Source organism: Curtobacterium sp. MCPF17_031 (assembly GCF_003234035.1).
In the GTDB taxonomy this organism is placed as follows: domain Bacteria; phylum Actinomycetota; class Actinomycetes; order Actinomycetales; family Microbacteriaceae; genus Curtobacterium.
Genome location: NZ_QKSG01000002.1, coordinates 336,607 through 351,337 on the forward strand (window position 1 = coordinate 336,607; position 14,731 = coordinate 351,337).

14 protein-coding genes are annotated in these 14,731 nt (G+C 70.9%); 9 read left to right on the forward strand and 5 right to left on the reverse strand.

Features of this window, described 5'->3' with window-relative positions:
* Positions 1-10: 10 nt before the first annotated feature.
* The 4 genes from pgm to DEJ31_RS04640 all read left to right on the forward strand — a co-directional run bounded on the left by pgm (position 11) and on the right by DEJ31_RS04640 (position 5,492).
* Positions 11-1,630 (forward strand): phosphoglucomutase (alpha-D-glucose-1,6-bisphosphate-dependent), encoded by a 1,620-nt coding sequence (gene pgm, locus DEJ31_RS04625; protein WP_110904106.1) that lies wholly within the window; start codon positions 11-13, stop codon positions 1,628-1,630.
* A gap of 32 nt (positions 1,631-1,662) precedes the next feature.
* The gene (locus DEJ31_RS04630; protein ID WP_110904105.1) at positions 1,663-2,556 is read left to right on the forward strand and encodes a hypothetical protein; all 894 of its coding nucleotides are present in this window, start codon (positions 1,663-1,665) and stop codon (positions 2,554-2,556) included.
* A gap of 150 nt (positions 2,557-2,706) precedes the next feature.
* On the forward strand, positions 2,707-5,103 hold the full coding sequence (locus DEJ31_RS04635) for an MDR family MFS transporter (RefSeq protein WP_111121284.1): 2,397 nt from the start codon (positions 2,707-2,709) through the stop codon (positions 5,101-5,103).
* 104 nt (positions 5,104-5,207) lie between these two features.
* Positions 5,208-5,492, forward strand: coding sequence for a GNAT family N-acetyltransferase (locus tag DEJ31_RS04640; RefSeq protein WP_111044735.1), 285 nt, complete (start codon positions 5,208-5,210; stop codon positions 5,490-5,492).
* 26 nt (positions 5,493-5,518) lie between these two features.
* Here the strand turns inward: DEJ31_RS04640 and DEJ31_RS04645 are convergent, their stop codons facing one another.
* From DEJ31_RS04645 to DEJ31_RS04660, 4 genes are all read right to left on the reverse strand, one after another.
* A complete protein-coding gene (locus DEJ31_RS04645; protein WP_111044736.1) occupies positions 5,519-5,845 on the reverse strand; it encodes a hypothetical protein in 327 nt (108 codons plus the stop codon).
* A 157-nt stretch (positions 5,846-6,002) separates the two neighbouring features.
* The gene (locus tag DEJ31_RS04650) at positions 6,003-7,052 is read right to left on the reverse strand and encodes a biotin/lipoate A/B protein ligase family protein (RefSeq protein ID WP_111121285.1); all 1,050 of its coding nucleotides are present in this window, start codon (positions 7,050-7,052) and stop codon (positions 6,003-6,005) included.
* Positions 7,053-7,428: 376 nt separating this feature from the next.
* Positions 7,429-8,352: a hypothetical protein gene (locus DEJ31_RS04655; protein WP_110904100.1), complete on the reverse strand. Its 924-nt coding sequence runs from the start codon at positions 8,350-8,352 to the stop codon at positions 7,429-7,431.
* Between the two features lie 45 nt (positions 8,353-8,397).
* Positions 8,398-9,270: an alpha/beta hydrolase gene (locus DEJ31_RS04660; protein ID WP_111121286.1), complete on the reverse strand. Its 873-nt coding sequence runs from the start codon at positions 9,268-9,270 to the stop codon at positions 8,398-8,400.
* A 78-nt stretch (positions 9,271-9,348) separates the two neighbouring features.
* Between DEJ31_RS04660 and DEJ31_RS04665 the strand changes: the two genes are divergently transcribed.
* From DEJ31_RS04665 to DEJ31_RS04675, 3 genes are all read left to right on the forward strand, one after another.
* Positions 9,349-10,506: an inorganic phosphate transporter gene (locus DEJ31_RS04665; RefSeq protein WP_111121287.1), complete on the forward strand. Its 1,158-nt coding sequence runs from the start codon at positions 9,349-9,351 to the stop codon at positions 10,504-10,506.
* The gene (locus tag DEJ31_RS04670) at positions 10,503-10,772 is read left to right on the forward strand and encodes a hypothetical protein (protein WP_110904097.1); all 270 of its coding nucleotides are present in this window, start codon (positions 10,503-10,505) and stop codon (positions 10,770-10,772) included. The genes DEJ31_RS04665 and DEJ31_RS04670 overlap by 4 nt, the downstream gene beginning before the upstream one ends.
* A 166-nt stretch (positions 10,773-10,938) precedes the next feature.
* Complete coding sequence (locus DEJ31_RS04675) at positions 10,939-11,871, forward strand: acetamidase/formamidase family protein (protein ID WP_111121288.1); 933 nt, start codon at positions 10,939-10,941, stop codon at positions 11,869-11,871.
* Positions 11,872-11,978: 107 nt separating this feature from the next.
* On the opposite strand, the gene DEJ31_RS04680 is transcribed toward DEJ31_RS04675, so the two are convergent.
* Positions 11,979-12,704 (reverse strand): SDR family NAD(P)-dependent oxidoreductase, encoded by a 726-nt coding sequence (locus tag DEJ31_RS04680; RefSeq protein WP_111121289.1) that lies wholly within the window; start codon positions 12,702-12,704, stop codon positions 11,979-11,981.
* A gap of 199 nt (positions 12,705-12,903) precedes the next feature.
* On the opposite strand from DEJ31_RS04680, the gene DEJ31_RS04685 reads away from it, so the two are divergent.
* Positions 12,904-13,368: a MarR family winged helix-turn-helix transcriptional regulator gene (locus DEJ31_RS04685; RefSeq protein WP_111121290.1), complete on the forward strand. Its 465-nt coding sequence runs from the start codon at positions 12,904-12,906 to the stop codon at positions 13,366-13,368.
* 5 nt (positions 13,369-13,373) lie between these two features.
* Positions 13,374-14,723 carry an MFS transporter gene (locus DEJ31_RS04690; protein ID WP_111121291.1) on the forward strand — a complete coding sequence of 450 codons (1,350 nt, stop codon included), beginning with the start codon at positions 13,374-13,376 and terminating at the stop codon, positions 14,721-14,723.
* Positions 14,724-14,731 lie beyond the last annotated feature (8 nt).

A 14,731-nucleotide genomic window follows, 5' to 3' on the forward strand; every position in this document is an offset into this window, starting at 1 on the left:
GGATGGGGTCATGAACGACCGTGCCGGAACCCCAGCGACCGCAGACGACCTCGTCGACCTCGATGCGCTCATCGCCGCGTACTACGACCGGGTCCCGGACGTGACGGACCCCGAGCAGAAGGTCGTCTTCGGCACCTCGGGGCACCGCGGCTCGTCGCTCGACAGTGCGTTCAACGACACGCACATCGCCGCCATCACGCAGGCGATCGTGGAGTACCGCACCGCGCAGGGCACCGACGGCCCGCTGTTCATCGGCCGCGACACCCACGCGCTCTCCGGCCCCGCCGAGCGGACCGCGCTCGAGGTCCTGGCGGCGAACGGCGTGCACGTCCTGGCCGACTCCGACAACGGGTACGTCCCGACCCCGGCGCTGAGCCACGCGATCATCGCCTACAACACCGCCGGGCACGACGACACCGCGGACGGCATCGTCATCACCCCGAGCCACAACCCGCCCCGCGACGGCGGCTTCAAGTACAACCCGCCGCACGGTGGCCCCGCCGACAGCGACGCCACGACGTGGATCGCCGACCGCGCCAACGCGATCATCGCTGGTGGCAACGCGGAGGTGCAGCGCGCCGAGCACGCCACACACGACGGCTACGACTTCCTGCACAACTACGTGGCCGACCTCGAGAACATCATCGACATCGACGCCATCAAGCGCGCCGGGGTGAAGATCGGCGCCGACCCGCTCGGTGGTGCCTCGCTGCCCTACTGGAACCTCATCCGCGACCACTACGGCCTGGACCTCACCGTCGTGAACCCGGACGTCGACCCGACCTGGTCGTTCATGACGCTCGACTGGGACGGCAAGATCCGGATGGATCCGTCGAGCCCCTCGGCGATGGCGTCGGTCGTGGCCCGGAAGGACGACTTCGACGTCTTGACCGGCAACGACGCCGACTCCGACCGGCACGGCATCGTCACGCCCGACGGCGGACTGATGAACCCGAACCACTACCTCGCCGTCGCGATCGAGTACCTCTACGCGCACCGTCCGCACTGGCGTGACGACGCGGCGATCGGCAAGACCCTGGTGTCGTCGAGCATCATCGACCGCGTCGCCGAGTCCCTCGGCCGTCGCCTGTGGGAGGTCCCGGTCGGCTTCAAGTGGTTCGTCCCCGGGTTGATCGACGGCTCTGTCGCCTTCGGTGGCGAAGAGTCCGCGGGCGCGTCGTTCCTCCGCATGGACGGCACAGCGTGGACAACCGACAAGGACGGCATCATCCTGGCGCTCTTGGCATCCGAGATCGTCGCCGTCACCGGCAAGACCCCGTCGCAGCTGTACGCCGAGCTCACCGAGCGCTTCGGCGACCCGGTGTACCAGCGCGTCGACGCCGCCGCCAGCAAGGAGCAGAAGGCCCGCCTGTCGAAGCTCGACGGCGACGCCATCACCGCCGAGACCCTGGCCGGTGACCCGATCACGGCGAAGCTCTCGAAGGCCCCGGGCAACGACGCGGCCGTCGGCGGCGTCAAGGTCGTCACGGACAAGGCCTGGTTCGCGGCCCGACCGTCCGGCACCGAGGACGTCTACAAGATCTACGCCGAGAGCTTCGTCGGGCAGGAGCACCTGGAGCAGGTCCAGCGCGAAGCCAAGGAGATCGTCGACGCCGCACTCGGGGCCTGACAGCCGCGGCGTTCCGTGCAAGGCTGAGCCGCATGGCGTTGTTCGGACGGAAGAAGCCGGTGGCAGAGCCGTTGCCACTCGTCGTGCTCGCGCAGCGCACCTTGGCGGAGCGAGGCGTCGAGACGACGGTGGACGGGCCTCCCGGCGATCCGATGCACGTGCGTCTGCTCGGTGCGGACGGGCAGGTCTACCTGCTCGCCAACCTCGCCGCGCAGGTCCGCGGAGAGACCGAGGAGCGTCGGACGGACATCGTCCGTGCGCACTTCGACCGGATGCTGCAGGCCCACCGTGAGCCCACGCCGGAAGAGCTCAGTGCCGACGAACTGCGCGACCGGGTGCGTCTGCGTCTGCTCGCCGAGGACGGTGCCGACCCCACCGACCTGACGTACGCGCGTCCGTTCGCACCGGGTCTCGTCCTCGGGCTGTGCGTGGACTACCCGACGATGGTGAGCACCCTGGCGACGCAGACGCTGCCGAAGCTCGCGCTCGGCGCGGACGAGCTGTGGGCCATGGCCCGGTTCAACACCGACGCCGAAGCGGTCGACGCGAACGCGGAGATCGCCCCCGGGGTCCACATCGTCGAGGGCGAGTCCCTCTTCATCGCGTCGAAGGCCGTCAACCTGCCGGCACTGTTCGGTGCCGCCCCGTTCGGCACGGTGTTCGCGGTGCCGCACCGCCACCTGCTGCTCGCGGTCCCGCTCCGCGACGCCGACAGCCTGCAGGCGATCCAGACGCTCGCCGGGCTGCTGGTGCAGATCCTCGGGGACGAGGACGCCGGGCTGCCGGGCGGCCTGCTCAGCCCGCACCTGCTGTTCTCGCGCCACGACCACGTGTCCCCCGTGTCGACGTTCGACCACGAGACCGGTGAACTCCGCATCGAGGTCGACGAGCGGTTCCAGGAGGCCCTCGAGCAGGCCGTCGCCTGACGAGCGGGCCCCGGCCGATCACGCCGGAGGTCTGCCCCACATCACGCTGTGGAGGGCTGCCGATCTCCACAGGAAGGCGCTCCCGGTGCGCGCCGCCGTTGCCCGAGTTGTAACTTTGCACGCAGCGCAAAATCCTCGGGAGTCCCGCACATGACACAGACCGCGACCGCACCCGCGGCCCCCACGACGTCCTCGAACGCCGTGATGAACCACCGCCAGATCCTGCTCGTGATCTACGGCCTGATGGCCGGCATGTTCCTGGGCGCCCTCGACCAGACGATCGTCGGCACGGCGATCCGCACCATCGGCGATGACCTGCACGGTCTCGACCAGCAGGCCTGGGTCACGACCGGCTACCTGATCGCCTCGACGATCACCACGCCGATCTACGGCAAGCTCTCCGACCTCTTCGGCCGACGTCCGCTGTTCATCACCGCGATCGCGATCTTCATCATCGGCTCGCTCGCCGCGTCGTTCTCGACGTCGATGCTGATGCTCGCCGGGTTCCGCGCGCTGCAGGGCCTCGGTGCCGGTGGTCTGATGTCCCTGCCGCTGGCCATCATGGGCGACATGCTCGCTCCGCGTGAGCGCGCCAAGTACCAGGGGTACTTCCTGGCCGTGTTCGGCATCTCGTCCGTCATCGGTCCGCTCGTCGGCGGTGTCTTCGCCGGCGCGAACGAACTGCTCTTCATCTCCGGATGGCGCTGGGTCTTCCTGATCAACGTGCCGATCGGCATCATCGCGCTGTTCATGGTGCTGACGTTCCTGCACCTGCCGAAGTACGGGGAGCGCCGCAAGCCGCGCATCGACTGGTGGGGCGCGTCCCTCGTCATCGTGACGCTGGTCCCGCTGCTCCTCATCGCCGAGCAGGGCCGCGAGTGGGGCTGGGGCTCCCCCGGCGCCCTCGCCTGCTACGGCGTCGGGGCGCTCGGCCTGATCGCGTTCGTCATCGTCGAGCGGGCGATGGGAGACGATGCGATCCTGCCGCTGAAGTTGTTCGGCTCGCACGTGTTCTCGATGGCCGCCGTGCTGTCCGTGCTCATCGGCTTCGGCATGTTCGGAGCGATGCTGACCATCCCGCTGTACCTGCAGATCGTCAAGGGCGTCACGCCGACCGAGTCCGGGTTCGCGATGCTGCCGATGGTCCTCGGCCTGATGATCTCGTCGATCGCCTCGGGTCAGATCGTGTCCCGCACGGGCAAGTACCGGATCTTCCCGGTCACCGGCACGGCCTTCACCGCGGTCGGCTACACCGTACTGACGTTCCTCACCGCCGACCGGCCGCTGTGGTTCCTGATGACCGGCATGTTCCTCATCGGCCTCGGGCTCGGTCAGCTCATGCAGACGCTGACGCTCGCCGCGCAGAACTCGGTGTCGCCGCGGGACATCGGTGTCGCCACCAGCGCCGCGACCTTCTTCCGCCAGATCGGCGGCACCATGGGCACCGCAGTGCTCCTGTCCGTGCTCTTCAGCCTCATGCCGACGAACATCACCGGGGCGCTGCAGAACGAGTCCGACCTGAAGAGCGCCCTGAACGCGGCCTTGAACCCGGCGGTGGCCAACGCCGAGCAGAACAAGGGCGTGATGGACCAGATCTGGGACCCGATCGTCACGCCGATCAAGCAGAACGTGCAGGACGGTCTCGATCAGGGCGCCGTGCAGGCGAAGCAGGCCGCCGACCAGGCCGTGACGAAGCAGGTCACCGCCGCCGTGCAGCAGCAGGTCGACGCTGGCACGGTCCCCGCCGCGGCAGCCGACACGGTCATCGCCCAGCAGATCGCCGACGCGAAGGGTGACGCCGAGCAGAAGGCGCTGCAGACCGCCGCGGCCAAGGCGGGCGCCGAGGTCGTCGACGGCACGCTGCAGGTCGACTACTCGAACGCCGGGCAGCGACGGGACATCGTCGACACGGTGGCGCCGAAGCTCGTCGATCAGCTGCGCGACGGCAAGGGCGGCACCTCCTCGAGCACATCGTCGACCAACGACACGTCGTTCCTCAACGGGTCCGACAAGCGGCTCAGTCGTCCGTTCCTGGTCGGGTTCAGCGACTCCGCGGTCACGGTCTACTGGGTCGGCCTCGCGGTCATCCTGCTGGCCTTCGTCCTGACCTGGTTCTTCAAGGTGCCGCCGCTCCGCAAGACGTCGGCGCTGCAGGAGCAGGCCGACGCCGCACGCAAGAGCGCCGATGACGACCGACTGACCGTCGACGCCCAGCAGGCAGCGGCGGGCTCCGGCTCGCTCGTCTCGCCCGACACGGGGTCGATGTCGATCGTGCCCACGTCGCCCGATGTGCCCGCGCAGCCCCGCTCGGCCCGGGCGACCGGAGCGGAAGGCACCCGGGCACCCCTGCCCCACGCGTCCACGCACGGCGCGCACTCGTCGTCGACGCCGGTGGACGAGCCTCCGGCCGCGACCGGTGTGCTCCGGGTGCAGCACGGCGCGCACGCCGCCGGCGAGACCCCGGCCCGGTCGTCGGTCGAGCCGGACGAGCCTGCCGTGCCGGCCGAGGCCGACGAGCACCCGCACGGCCGCCACACGGCCGGGTAGCCCCTCGCAACACGCAACGTGGGCGGTTGCACGCAGCGGTACTCCGCGGTGTGCAGCCGCCCACGTTGCGTTCCGTGGAAGGTGTCCGGCGTAGCGTCCGGAGGGTGAGTCTCGAAGTCCGCAACGACACCGACCAGAACCAGTACTCCCTCGTCGTGGACGGCGACGTCATCGGCCTCGCCGCCTACGAGATCGACGGCGACGCGATCCACTTCGTCCACACCGAGGTCGACCCGGAGCACCGCGGCGGCGGCCACGCCTCGATCCTCGTCGAGCACGCGCTGGACGACGTGCGCGCGAACTCCGACCGTCGCGTCGTCGCCGAGTGCAGCTACGTCGCCGCGTGGCTCGAACGGCACCCGGACCACCAGGACCTCACCACGCGCTGACCCGCCCGGTCGGAGGCGCGCGGTGGTCAGTACGACCGGTCGTGCGTCCCCGCCCGGTGCGTGCCGCTGCCGGCCCGACTCGAGGGCACCCGGATGAGCACGGTCCCGCTGAGCAGGTCGTGGTCGTCGCGCGACGGCGTCGGCGCTTCGCGCGGGAGGCGCGCCTGTCGCTCGTACTCGGCCTGCGTCTCGTGACGGGTGGGCGCGAAGACCTCGTCCATCATCGACACCACGCCACCGGACCCGCCCCCGCGTGTGGACTTGTTCGACAGGTCGATCCAGCCCAGACGGTCGGCGATCCACACCACGACGACCGCAGCGGCCACCGCCCCCAGGAAGATCAACCAGTTCACGGCAGTGACGTTACGTGGCCGATCGACGGAGGACATCCGCCGCGCGGCTGATCCTCGCGATCCGCACGCGTCGAGACTCGCGCACAGCGACCGTGCGGGGGTACCGGGGCGCGAGCTGTGTCGCCCAGCCCGGACCCACCCCTCGCGGGCGCCGCGCTCATGGCACCCGCTCGAGCCACTCCCGCGTCGAGAACTTCGTCGCCACGAGCTCCTGCGCCTTCTGCCGCTCGGCGTCGGTGACGTGCCCCTCGGTCGCCCCGTAGAGCTTCGTGAAGGTGCCGACGAGTCGGTGGATGATCTCCGCGCGGCTCAGGCCGGTCTGGGACCGCAGCGGATCGACACGCTTCGCGGCGCTCGTCGTCCCCTTGTCGCTCATCTTCTCGCGACCGATGCGCAGCACCTCCACCATCTTCTCGCCGTCCATGTCGTAGCTCATGGTGGCGTGGTGCAGCAGCGACCCGGTGCCCAGGCGCTTCTGCGCGGCACCGCCGATCTTGCCCTTGGCCGAGGTGATGTCGTTGAGCGGCTGGTAGTACGCCTCGATGCCGAGTGACTTCAGCGCCTCGATCACCCACTCGTCGAGGTACGCGTACGAGTCGGCGAAGGTCATCCCCTGCACGAGCTCGGTCGGCACGTAGAGCGAGTAGGAGATGATCGCGCCGGCGTCCATGAACATCGCGCCGCCACCGGAGATGCGGCGGACGACCTGCACGCCGTACTTCTCGGCGCCGGCCGGGTCGACCTCGTTCTTCAGCGACTGGAACGACCCGATGACGACGGCCGGCTGGTCCCATTCCCAGATCCGCAGGGTCGGCCCACGGCGCCCGGCACCGACCTCTTCGGTGAGGACCTGGTCGAGCGCCAGGTGCTCGTTCGGGCTGATCGGGCCCTCGTGGATGACCTGCCACTCGTAGTCCCGCCACGACGAGGCCCGCGACAGGGCTCGGCGGACGGCGACCCCGACTGACTCGGGCGTGAAGCCGAGCAGGACGGCGTCCTCGGGCAGCGCGTGTCGCACGGCTGCGGCGATCCCGGCCGCGTCGGTGTCGGCCCGCAGGCCGTCCACCGCCTGGTCGATCAGCGGCAGCGCGTCGTCCGGTTCGAGGAAGAAGTCACCCGCCAGCCGGAACCGGTCGATCTTGCCGTCGACGACCTCCAGGTCGACGACGACGAGCTTGCCTCCGGGGACCTTGTACTCACCGTGCATGCCGCCACCCTATTCCGGGAGGCCCGTGGCGGCCCCGCACCGGGCCTCCCGTCCTCGGTCGGGGCCGATGGGCGGGACCCGATCACCTGAAAGCGAACCGAGTTGCCGCTGTGGGTGCGCGGGCGTAGCGTCGTCACCACGCCTGGGGTGCGACCCCCCTCGAGCCTCGGGCGTCGCCGCTCGACCCGTTCCCCCCAATGGGTCGAGTGGTCCGGCCCCGGTCTGTTCCCCCCAACAGGCCGGGGTCCCCGTCGTTCGTGGGCGGTTCCCCCCGGTCCCGGCCGGCCGATGGTTCCCCGAACAGGGTCGTCCCGTGCGAGACAGGACAGCGGCAGCCAGGCAGCGCCCGCCACGGCGGCGAGGACGCGCGTGGACGTCAGCGCGCCGGGCGGACCGCGTCGACGCCGGGCTGGACGGGGAACCACGGCAGGTGCTCCTGCAGCCACAGCGAACCACCGCCGAGCGTGAACGTGTACTCGCCGGGGGCACGGTCGTACCGACGGGCGATCACGTCGCGGGAGTCGCTGTCCACGCCGTCACGCATCACGAGCGGGCCGCAGTCACGCGTCGTGAACGTCACGGCCGGGTGCGACGACCCGATCCCCCTGGTGGAGCGGCTGGAGATGGTGCTCCCCTCCGCCGACGTGACCGAACACGTGCGGTCCTGTGGGTGCGCGTCGTCGTACGCCGAGAGGGACAGCAGGGCCGGGAAGAGCTCCAGCGCCGGCACCATGACGACGAAGAGCAGCAGCCCGGTGAGCGTCCCCCGGACGACCCGGGGCCGGGTCTGGTGCGTGAGCTTGCCGAGCAGGTCCTGGTACTCCGCCCACGGTCTGGTCGCGTTCATCGACAGCCAGTCAGCGAGGACGTCGTAGTGGCGGTCGAACCGCCCCGCGAGGAAGGAGCCCTGGCCGTCGGTGACCCCGCTGACGCCGACGTGACCCGACAACCGCGGTTCGATGCGCACGATCTCCCCCGGCCGGACGACATGCGTGGGTGCGAATCCGGACCGGGCCTCGAGTCGGTCGGGGAAAACCCGGACGCGCGAGCGGAGTGACCGGACGCCGAGCAGGACCAGACCGATGCCGAGGACGACCGTGAAGGAGCCCGTGCCGATCCGGACGAGGTCCGCGTCGCCGTAGAACGCGGTGGCGGACAGGATCCGGACGCCCAGGGCCGTGATGCCCGCAGCGGCGGACGTCAGGGCGGCCGCGCCCCACGGACTCCGGCGGACGGTGGCGGTCGGCCGCGTCGGCCGTTCATGGCGCGCTCGGTACATGTACTCCCCCAGTGTGGTCATCTCGTGCCGTCGTGCTGTCGTGCCGTCCTGCTGTCGCGCCGCCGGTCAGCGCCCCGAGACGACTCGGTCGAGCCAGGCGACGAGGTCCACGACCACCTCGTCGCGGTTCGTCTCGTTGTAGACCTCGTGCCGCGCTCCCTCGTAGACGAGGACGGTGACGTCGGAGAGCCGTCCGCGCCGCCGGTAGGTCCGGGCGAGCAGCTCGACGGAACGGGGCCCGCCGAGGGAGTCCTCGGACCCGACCTGCAGCAGCATCGGCAGGTCGTGCGGGATCCGCCGACGGGGCAGCCCGAGCAGCCGCAAGGTGTCGGGCAGGCCGAAGAGGCCGAGGACGTCCGCCTCGACGGCCAGCGGGTCGAGACCGACGGCCTCGATGACCGCTCGGTCTCGGGTGAGCCACTCGTGCTTCGTCGGACCGGAGGCTGCGTGCCGCCGGTTCAGGTCCCCGCCGTTCATCAGTCCGGGCAGGCGGAGGGCGCTGGCCGACAGGACCACGCCGGCGTACTGCTCGGACGAGGTGTTCACGATCCGCTGCGCCATCAGGGACCCCCACGAGTGGCCGAGCAGCACGACGGGCAGACCGGGGTCGTCGGTCTTCGCCACCGCGGTCATCTGCTCGACGGCCGCGATCGCGGCGCGGAGGCCGCCGGGCCCGAGCCGCCCGAGTTCGCCGTGGTCGCCGTCCCACTGCGCCAGGCCGGTCCGCCCGTGCCCGCGGTGGTCGTTCGCGTGCACGGTCCACCCGGCTCGGACGAGGTCCTGTGCGAGGGGCTCGTACCGGAGGCCGTGCTCACCGACGCCGTGAGCGATCTGCACGATGCCCTTCGGCTTGCCCGCGCGCCACGTCGAGTAGACGATCTCGACACCGTGGGCGTCGGTGAACGAGGAGTCGCCTCGGGCAGCGGAGAACGTGGGCACGGCAGCATCCTGACAGACCGCGCACCTGTTCACCCGGCGTTCACGCGGCCGCTCGTCCGCGGGCCTAGCGTCTCGCGCATGGACGTCCTCGTCACCGTCGTGTTGGTGATCGTGGTGGCCCTCGTGTTCGACTTCACGAACGGGTTCCACGACACTGCGAACGCCATGGCCACCTCGGTGGCCACGGGTGCCCTCAAGCCCCGCACCGCCGTCCTCATCTCCGCCGTGCTCAACCTGGTCGGCGCGTTCCTCTCCACCGAGGTCGCGAAGACCGTCTCGCAGGGGATCATCCGCGAGGGCCAGGACGGCATCCACATCTCGCCGACGATGATCTTCGCGGGGCTCGTCGGCGCCGTGCTCTGGAACCTGGCGACGTGGTACTTCGGCCTGCCGTCGTCGTCCACGCACGCGCTGTTCGGTGGGCTGATCGGAGCGTCGATCATCGGTGCCGGGCTGCAGTCGGTCGACTGGGCCACGGTGGTCTCGAAGGTCGTGCTGCCGGCGCTGCTCTCCCCCGTCATCGCGGGCGTGATCGCCCTCGTCGCCACCTTCGTGGCCTACCGGCTGACGAAGAACGCCACGACGCACGGTGCCGCGACGGGCTTCCGGCACGGGCAGACGATCTCGGCGTCGCTGGTGTCGCTCGCGCACGGGACGAACGACGCGCAGAAGACGATGGGCGTCATCACGCTGACCCTGATCGCCGCGGGCTACCAGGGGCCGAGCACCGGCCCGGAGCTCTGGGTCATCCTGGCCTGTGGGCTCGCGATCGCCCTCGGCACGTACATGGGCGGCTGGCGGATCATGCAGACCGTCGGCAAGAAGATCTCCGACGTGCAGTCGCCGCAGGGCTTCGCGGCGGAGACGAGCTCGGCCGCGACGATCCTGGTGTCCTCGCACCTCGGCTTCGCGCTCTCGACCACGCACGTGACGAGCGGGTCGGTCATCGGCTCGGGCCTCGGCAAGAAGCTGGCGGACGTGCACTGGGGCGTCGTCGGCAAGATCGTGATCGCCTGGGTCATCACACTGCCGTCCGCCGCCGTCGTGGGCGGTCTCGCCACCTGGTTGGCCTCCACCTCGACGATCGGCCTGGTCGTCGTGGCGCTGCTCGCCCTGGTCGGCGGGCTGACCTTCTTCGTGCTGGCCCGCCGCAAGCCGATCAGTGCGGACGACGTCCACGAGGGCACCACGGAGCGCGAGCCCGTGGCCGCCGGGAACCGAGGGAGGAACCGATGAGCATCGACTTCACCGCCATCGGCACCGTCGCGGGGGTCGGCTTCGTCGCCGCCGTCGGCGTGGTGCTGCTCTACACGCTCGGACTGCGGCTGCTCGGGACCGGCCAGCCCGCCGACTCCGGCGGCGAGCGCACGCAGTACTCCGAGGAGACACCGCGCTCCGGCACGACCCCGCCGGCGGCGTACCTCGGCGCGGGCGTGTGCTTCGCGGTGTGCATCGCGGCCGTCCTCACCGGCATCTGGATGACGATCCCGCAGTTCCACTGAGCGCCGGTACCCGTCCGAGACGCCGCCGTGTGCGCGTGACGCCGCCGCGATCGGCGGCGTCTCACACACATGACGGCGTCACTCACAGAGGGTCCGTCCCGCGCCACCCAATCCGCACGCCGCGCCGGCGCCGCCCGTCAGGAGCCGCGCCTGCGATGATCGCCGGGTGACCCACCACCGCATCGACACCACTCCCGACACCGCCGTCGACGTGCTCACCGCCGAACGCAGACCGGTGCTGACCGTCGCTCCGGGCGACACCGTCACGGTGCACACCCTCAGCGCCGCCGGCTACACCGAACGCCTGCCGGCGCCGGGGGTCGAGGTCCCGACGCTCATCCCCTCCCGCCGCGGCCACTGCCTGCTCGGTCCGATCGCGGTCGCCGGTGCACGACCCGGTCAGGTGCTCGCGATCCGGTTCGACGACCTGGTGCCGGACGACTGGGGCTACACCGGCTCGGGCGGCGTCGACACCCCGCTCAACCGCGCCCTCGGCCTGGCCGACCCGTCGACGCGCGGCCCGCTCCTGTGGGACGTCGACCCGACCGCTGGCACCGCACACAACCAACTCGGGCTCGGCGTGCGGACGGCCCCGTTCCTCGGCCTCGTCGGGCTCCCACCGGAGGCCACGGGCGAGCACTCCACGATCCCGCCGCGACCCCTCGGCGGCGGGAACATCGACTGTCGCGAGCTCGTCGCCGGAGCCACCCTGTACCTGCCGGTGACGGTCCCGGAGGCGCTGCTCTCGCTCGGTGACGGCCACGCGGCACAGGGTGACGGCGAGGTCTCCGGCACCGCGGTCGAGTGCGGCATGACGACCACGATGACGCTGACGCTGCTGGACGACGTACCGGTCGCGGGCATCCACGCCGACACCCCTGCGGGACGCATCACGTTCGGGTTCGACGCGGACCTCAACGCCGCGACCACGACGGCCCTCGACCGGATGGTCGACTGGGTCGCCGGCTCGTACGGCATCACACGCGCCGAGGCGCTCGGCATGGCGAGCGTCGCGGTGAGCATGCGCGTCACCCAGATCGCGAACCGCACCTGGGGCGTGCACGCGCTGCTCCCGCGCGACGCGGTCCTGACGCGGTAGGCCGACCGGGTCGACCGGATGACGGACGGGAGGCCCGGCGGACGTGAGCGGGTCTGCTCACGTCCGCCGGGTCTCCCGTCCGGTCCCCGCGTCCCGCGGTGTGCCGGTCAGTACGCGGAGTACCTGCCGTCGACCAGGTGGTAGCCGCCGCTGATGAAGGACGCCTGGTCGCTGAGGAGGAACAGGACGAGCGCGGCCACCTCGGCGTCCGTGCCGAGACGTCCGGCGGCGTGCTGCGCCTCGAGCCCGGCGAGTTCGTCGCTGCTCAGCGAGGAGCGGACGAGCGGGGTGTCGATGAAGCCCGGGCCGACCGCGTTCGTGCGGACACCCTTGGCGGTGTACTCGAGCGCGGCGACCTTGGTGAGGCCGACGAGGGCGTGCTTCGACGCCACGGAGGCGGCGTTGTCCGCGATGCCGACGGAGTCGAGCACCGACGACATGTTCACGATCGCGCCGCCACCCGCCGCGAGGATCGCGGGGATCTCGTAGCGCAGCCCGGAGAAGACACCGTCGAGGTCGACGGCGCGGACGCGGTCCCACGCCTCGACGTCGTACTCGCCGATGGGCTGCGGCGCGGCGCCGATGCCGGCGTTGTCGACGGCGAGGTGCAGTGCCCCGTAGGTGTCGACGGCGAACCGGACCGCGCGCTCGTTGTCCGCGGCGATCGCCGAGTCGGCGGCGACGGCGGCTGCGGTGCCACCGGCCTGCTCGATCTCGGCGGCGACTCGCTCGGCGGTCTCCTGCCTGATGTCCGTGACGACGACGGAGGCTCCCGCCGCCGCGAGCTCCTTCGCGATCGACTCGCCGATGCCGCTGCCACCACCGGTGACGATGGCGACCTTGCCCCTCGAACCCGTTCATCCGTCCTGCTCCTCCCGTGCCTTCCTGCCCGTGTCGATTGGACGACACCCGTTGCCCAGAGCCCCGCTGTACGCCCGTCACGCCAGGGGTCGAGCGGACGTCGGACCGCGGATCTCCGTGGTCGGGTCAGGATGATTCGTTCGCTGAACTAATGAGTTAGGCTGATGACTCGTGACCGTCATCGACCCGCTCCCCACCACGACCCGTCGTCGCCGATCGCCCGATCCCTCTCTCGCCAGCGACGTCCGGATCGCCGTGAACCGGTTGTCGCGGACACTGCGGGCGCAGAAGGCCGACACGACCGTCAGCGATGCCCAGTTCTCCGCGCTCGCCCTGCTGCACCGCGAGGGCGCGATGACCCTCGCCGACCTCAGTCGTCACGAGGGCGTCACCCCGCCCTCGATGACGAAGACCGTCACCGCACTGATCGACCGCGGCCTGCTCACCAAGGACGACCACGGCGACGACCGCCGGAAGGTCCTGCTCTGCCCGACCGCCGACGGCGACGACCTGGTCGTCGAGACCCGGCAGCGACGCGACGGCTGGCTCACCCCGCGTCTCGCTGCCCTCACCCCGGCGGAACGGAAGACGCTCACCGCCGCCACCGACATCCTCCGGAGGCTCGCCGCCCAGTGAGTGCCATGTTCCGGTCCCTCTCGGGACGCAACTACCGCATCTGGTTCGCCGGTGCCCTCGTGTCGAACATCGGCACGTGGATGCAGCGCACCGCCCAGGACTGGCTCGTCCTCACCCAGCTGACCCACGACGACGCCGTGGCCGTCGGGGTCACCATGGCGCTGCAGTTCGGTCCACAGCTGGTCCTGCTGCCCTGGACCGGCCTGGTCGCCGACCGCTTCGACCGACGCCGGATGCTCATGCTCACGCAGGGGCTGATGGGGTTGCTCGGCCTCGGGCTCGCCGTGATGGTCCTGACCGACACCGCGACGCTCTGGTCCCTCTACGGGTTCGCGCTCGCACTCGGCGTGGTGGCCGCGTTCGACACCCCGGTCCGCCAGGCATTCGTCTCCGACGTCGTGACGGGCGAGCAGGTCTCGAACGCCGTCGCGTTGAACTCGGCGTCGTTCAACGCCGCCCGGCTCATCGGACCCGCGGTCGCCGGTGTCCTCATCGCGGCGATCGGGTCCGGCTGGGTGTTCGTCATCAACGCGGGGTCGTTCCTGGCCGTGCTCCTCGCACTGCGGTTCGTCGACCCGGGGCAGCTCGCCGACCGAACGCGGGCCCCACGCGGCAAGGGACAACTCGTCGCGGGCTTCCGGTACGTCCGGACCCGGCCGGACATCATCGTGGTGCTCTGCATGATCTTCGTCGTCGGGACGTTCGGTGTGAACTTCCCGATCTTCACCTCGACGATGGCACGCGTGGAGTTCCACCGCGGCGCGGGCGAGTTCGGGCTCCTCAACTCCGTGATGGCGGTCGGGTCGGTCCTCGGTGCGCTGCTCTCGGCGCGTCGGGAGGTCCCACGGATGCGTACGTTGACCATCGCGGCCGGCGGGTTCGGCCTCACGTGCACCGCCGCTGCCGTCGCACCGACGTACTGGACCTTCGCGGTCCTGCTCGCCTTCGTCGGGCTGGCGTCCCTGACGTTCATGACCACCGCGAACGCCCTCGTGCAGACCACCACCGCGCCGGCGATGCGCGGCCGCGTGATGGCCCTCTACATGGCGGTCTTCGCCGGCGGGACACCGCTCGGCGCCCCGATCGTCGGCGCGGTCGCCGACGCCTGGGGCCCGCGCTGGGCGATCGGGGTCGGCGCCGCCTCGGGCTTCGTCGCCCTGGCGGTCGCCCTCGTGTGGCTCGTCCGGTTCCAACACGTCCGTCTGCGGTACGACGCTGACAACCGCCTGCACCTGGCCGTCACGCGGTCACTGCCCGTGGTCACCCCGGCGCCCGGCACCCGCGCAGCACGGGCAGCGGTGCGGCGTGACCTGGAGCACGACGAAGCGGTCGTGGAGCGCTCGAGCGCGGTCTGAGCCGAGGC

Coding starts and splice junctions, on each gene's coding strand:
- DEJ31_RS04630 (WP_110904105.1), top strand. CDS start 1,663: ATGGCGTTGTTCGGACGGAAGAAGCCGGTGGCAGAGCCGTTGCCACTC.
- DEJ31_RS04670 (WP_110904097.1), top strand. CDS start 10,503: ATGAGCATCGACTTCACCGCCATCGGCACCGTCGCGGGGGTCGGCTTC.
- DEJ31_RS04690 (WP_111121291.1), top strand. CDS start 13,374: ATGTTCCGGTCCCTCTCGGGACGCAACTACCGCATCTGGTTCGCCGGT.
- DEJ31_RS04635 (WP_111121284.1), top strand. CDS start 2,707: ATGACACAGACCGCGACCGCACCCGCGGCCCCCACGACGTCCTCGAAC.
- pgm (WP_110904106.1), top strand. CDS start 11: ATGAACGACCGTGCCGGAACCCCAGCGACCGCAGACGACCTCGTCGAC.
- DEJ31_RS04665 (WP_111121287.1), top strand. CDS start 9,349: ATGGACGTCCTCGTCACCGTCGTGTTGGTGATCGTGGTGGCCCTCGTG.
- DEJ31_RS04650 (WP_111121285.1), bottom strand. CDS start 7,052: ATGCACGGTGAGTACAAGGTCCCCGGAGGCAAGCTCGTCGTCGTCGAC.
- DEJ31_RS04655 (WP_110904100.1), bottom strand. CDS start 8,352: ATGACCACACTGGGGGAGTACATGTACCGAGCGCGCCATGAACGGCCG.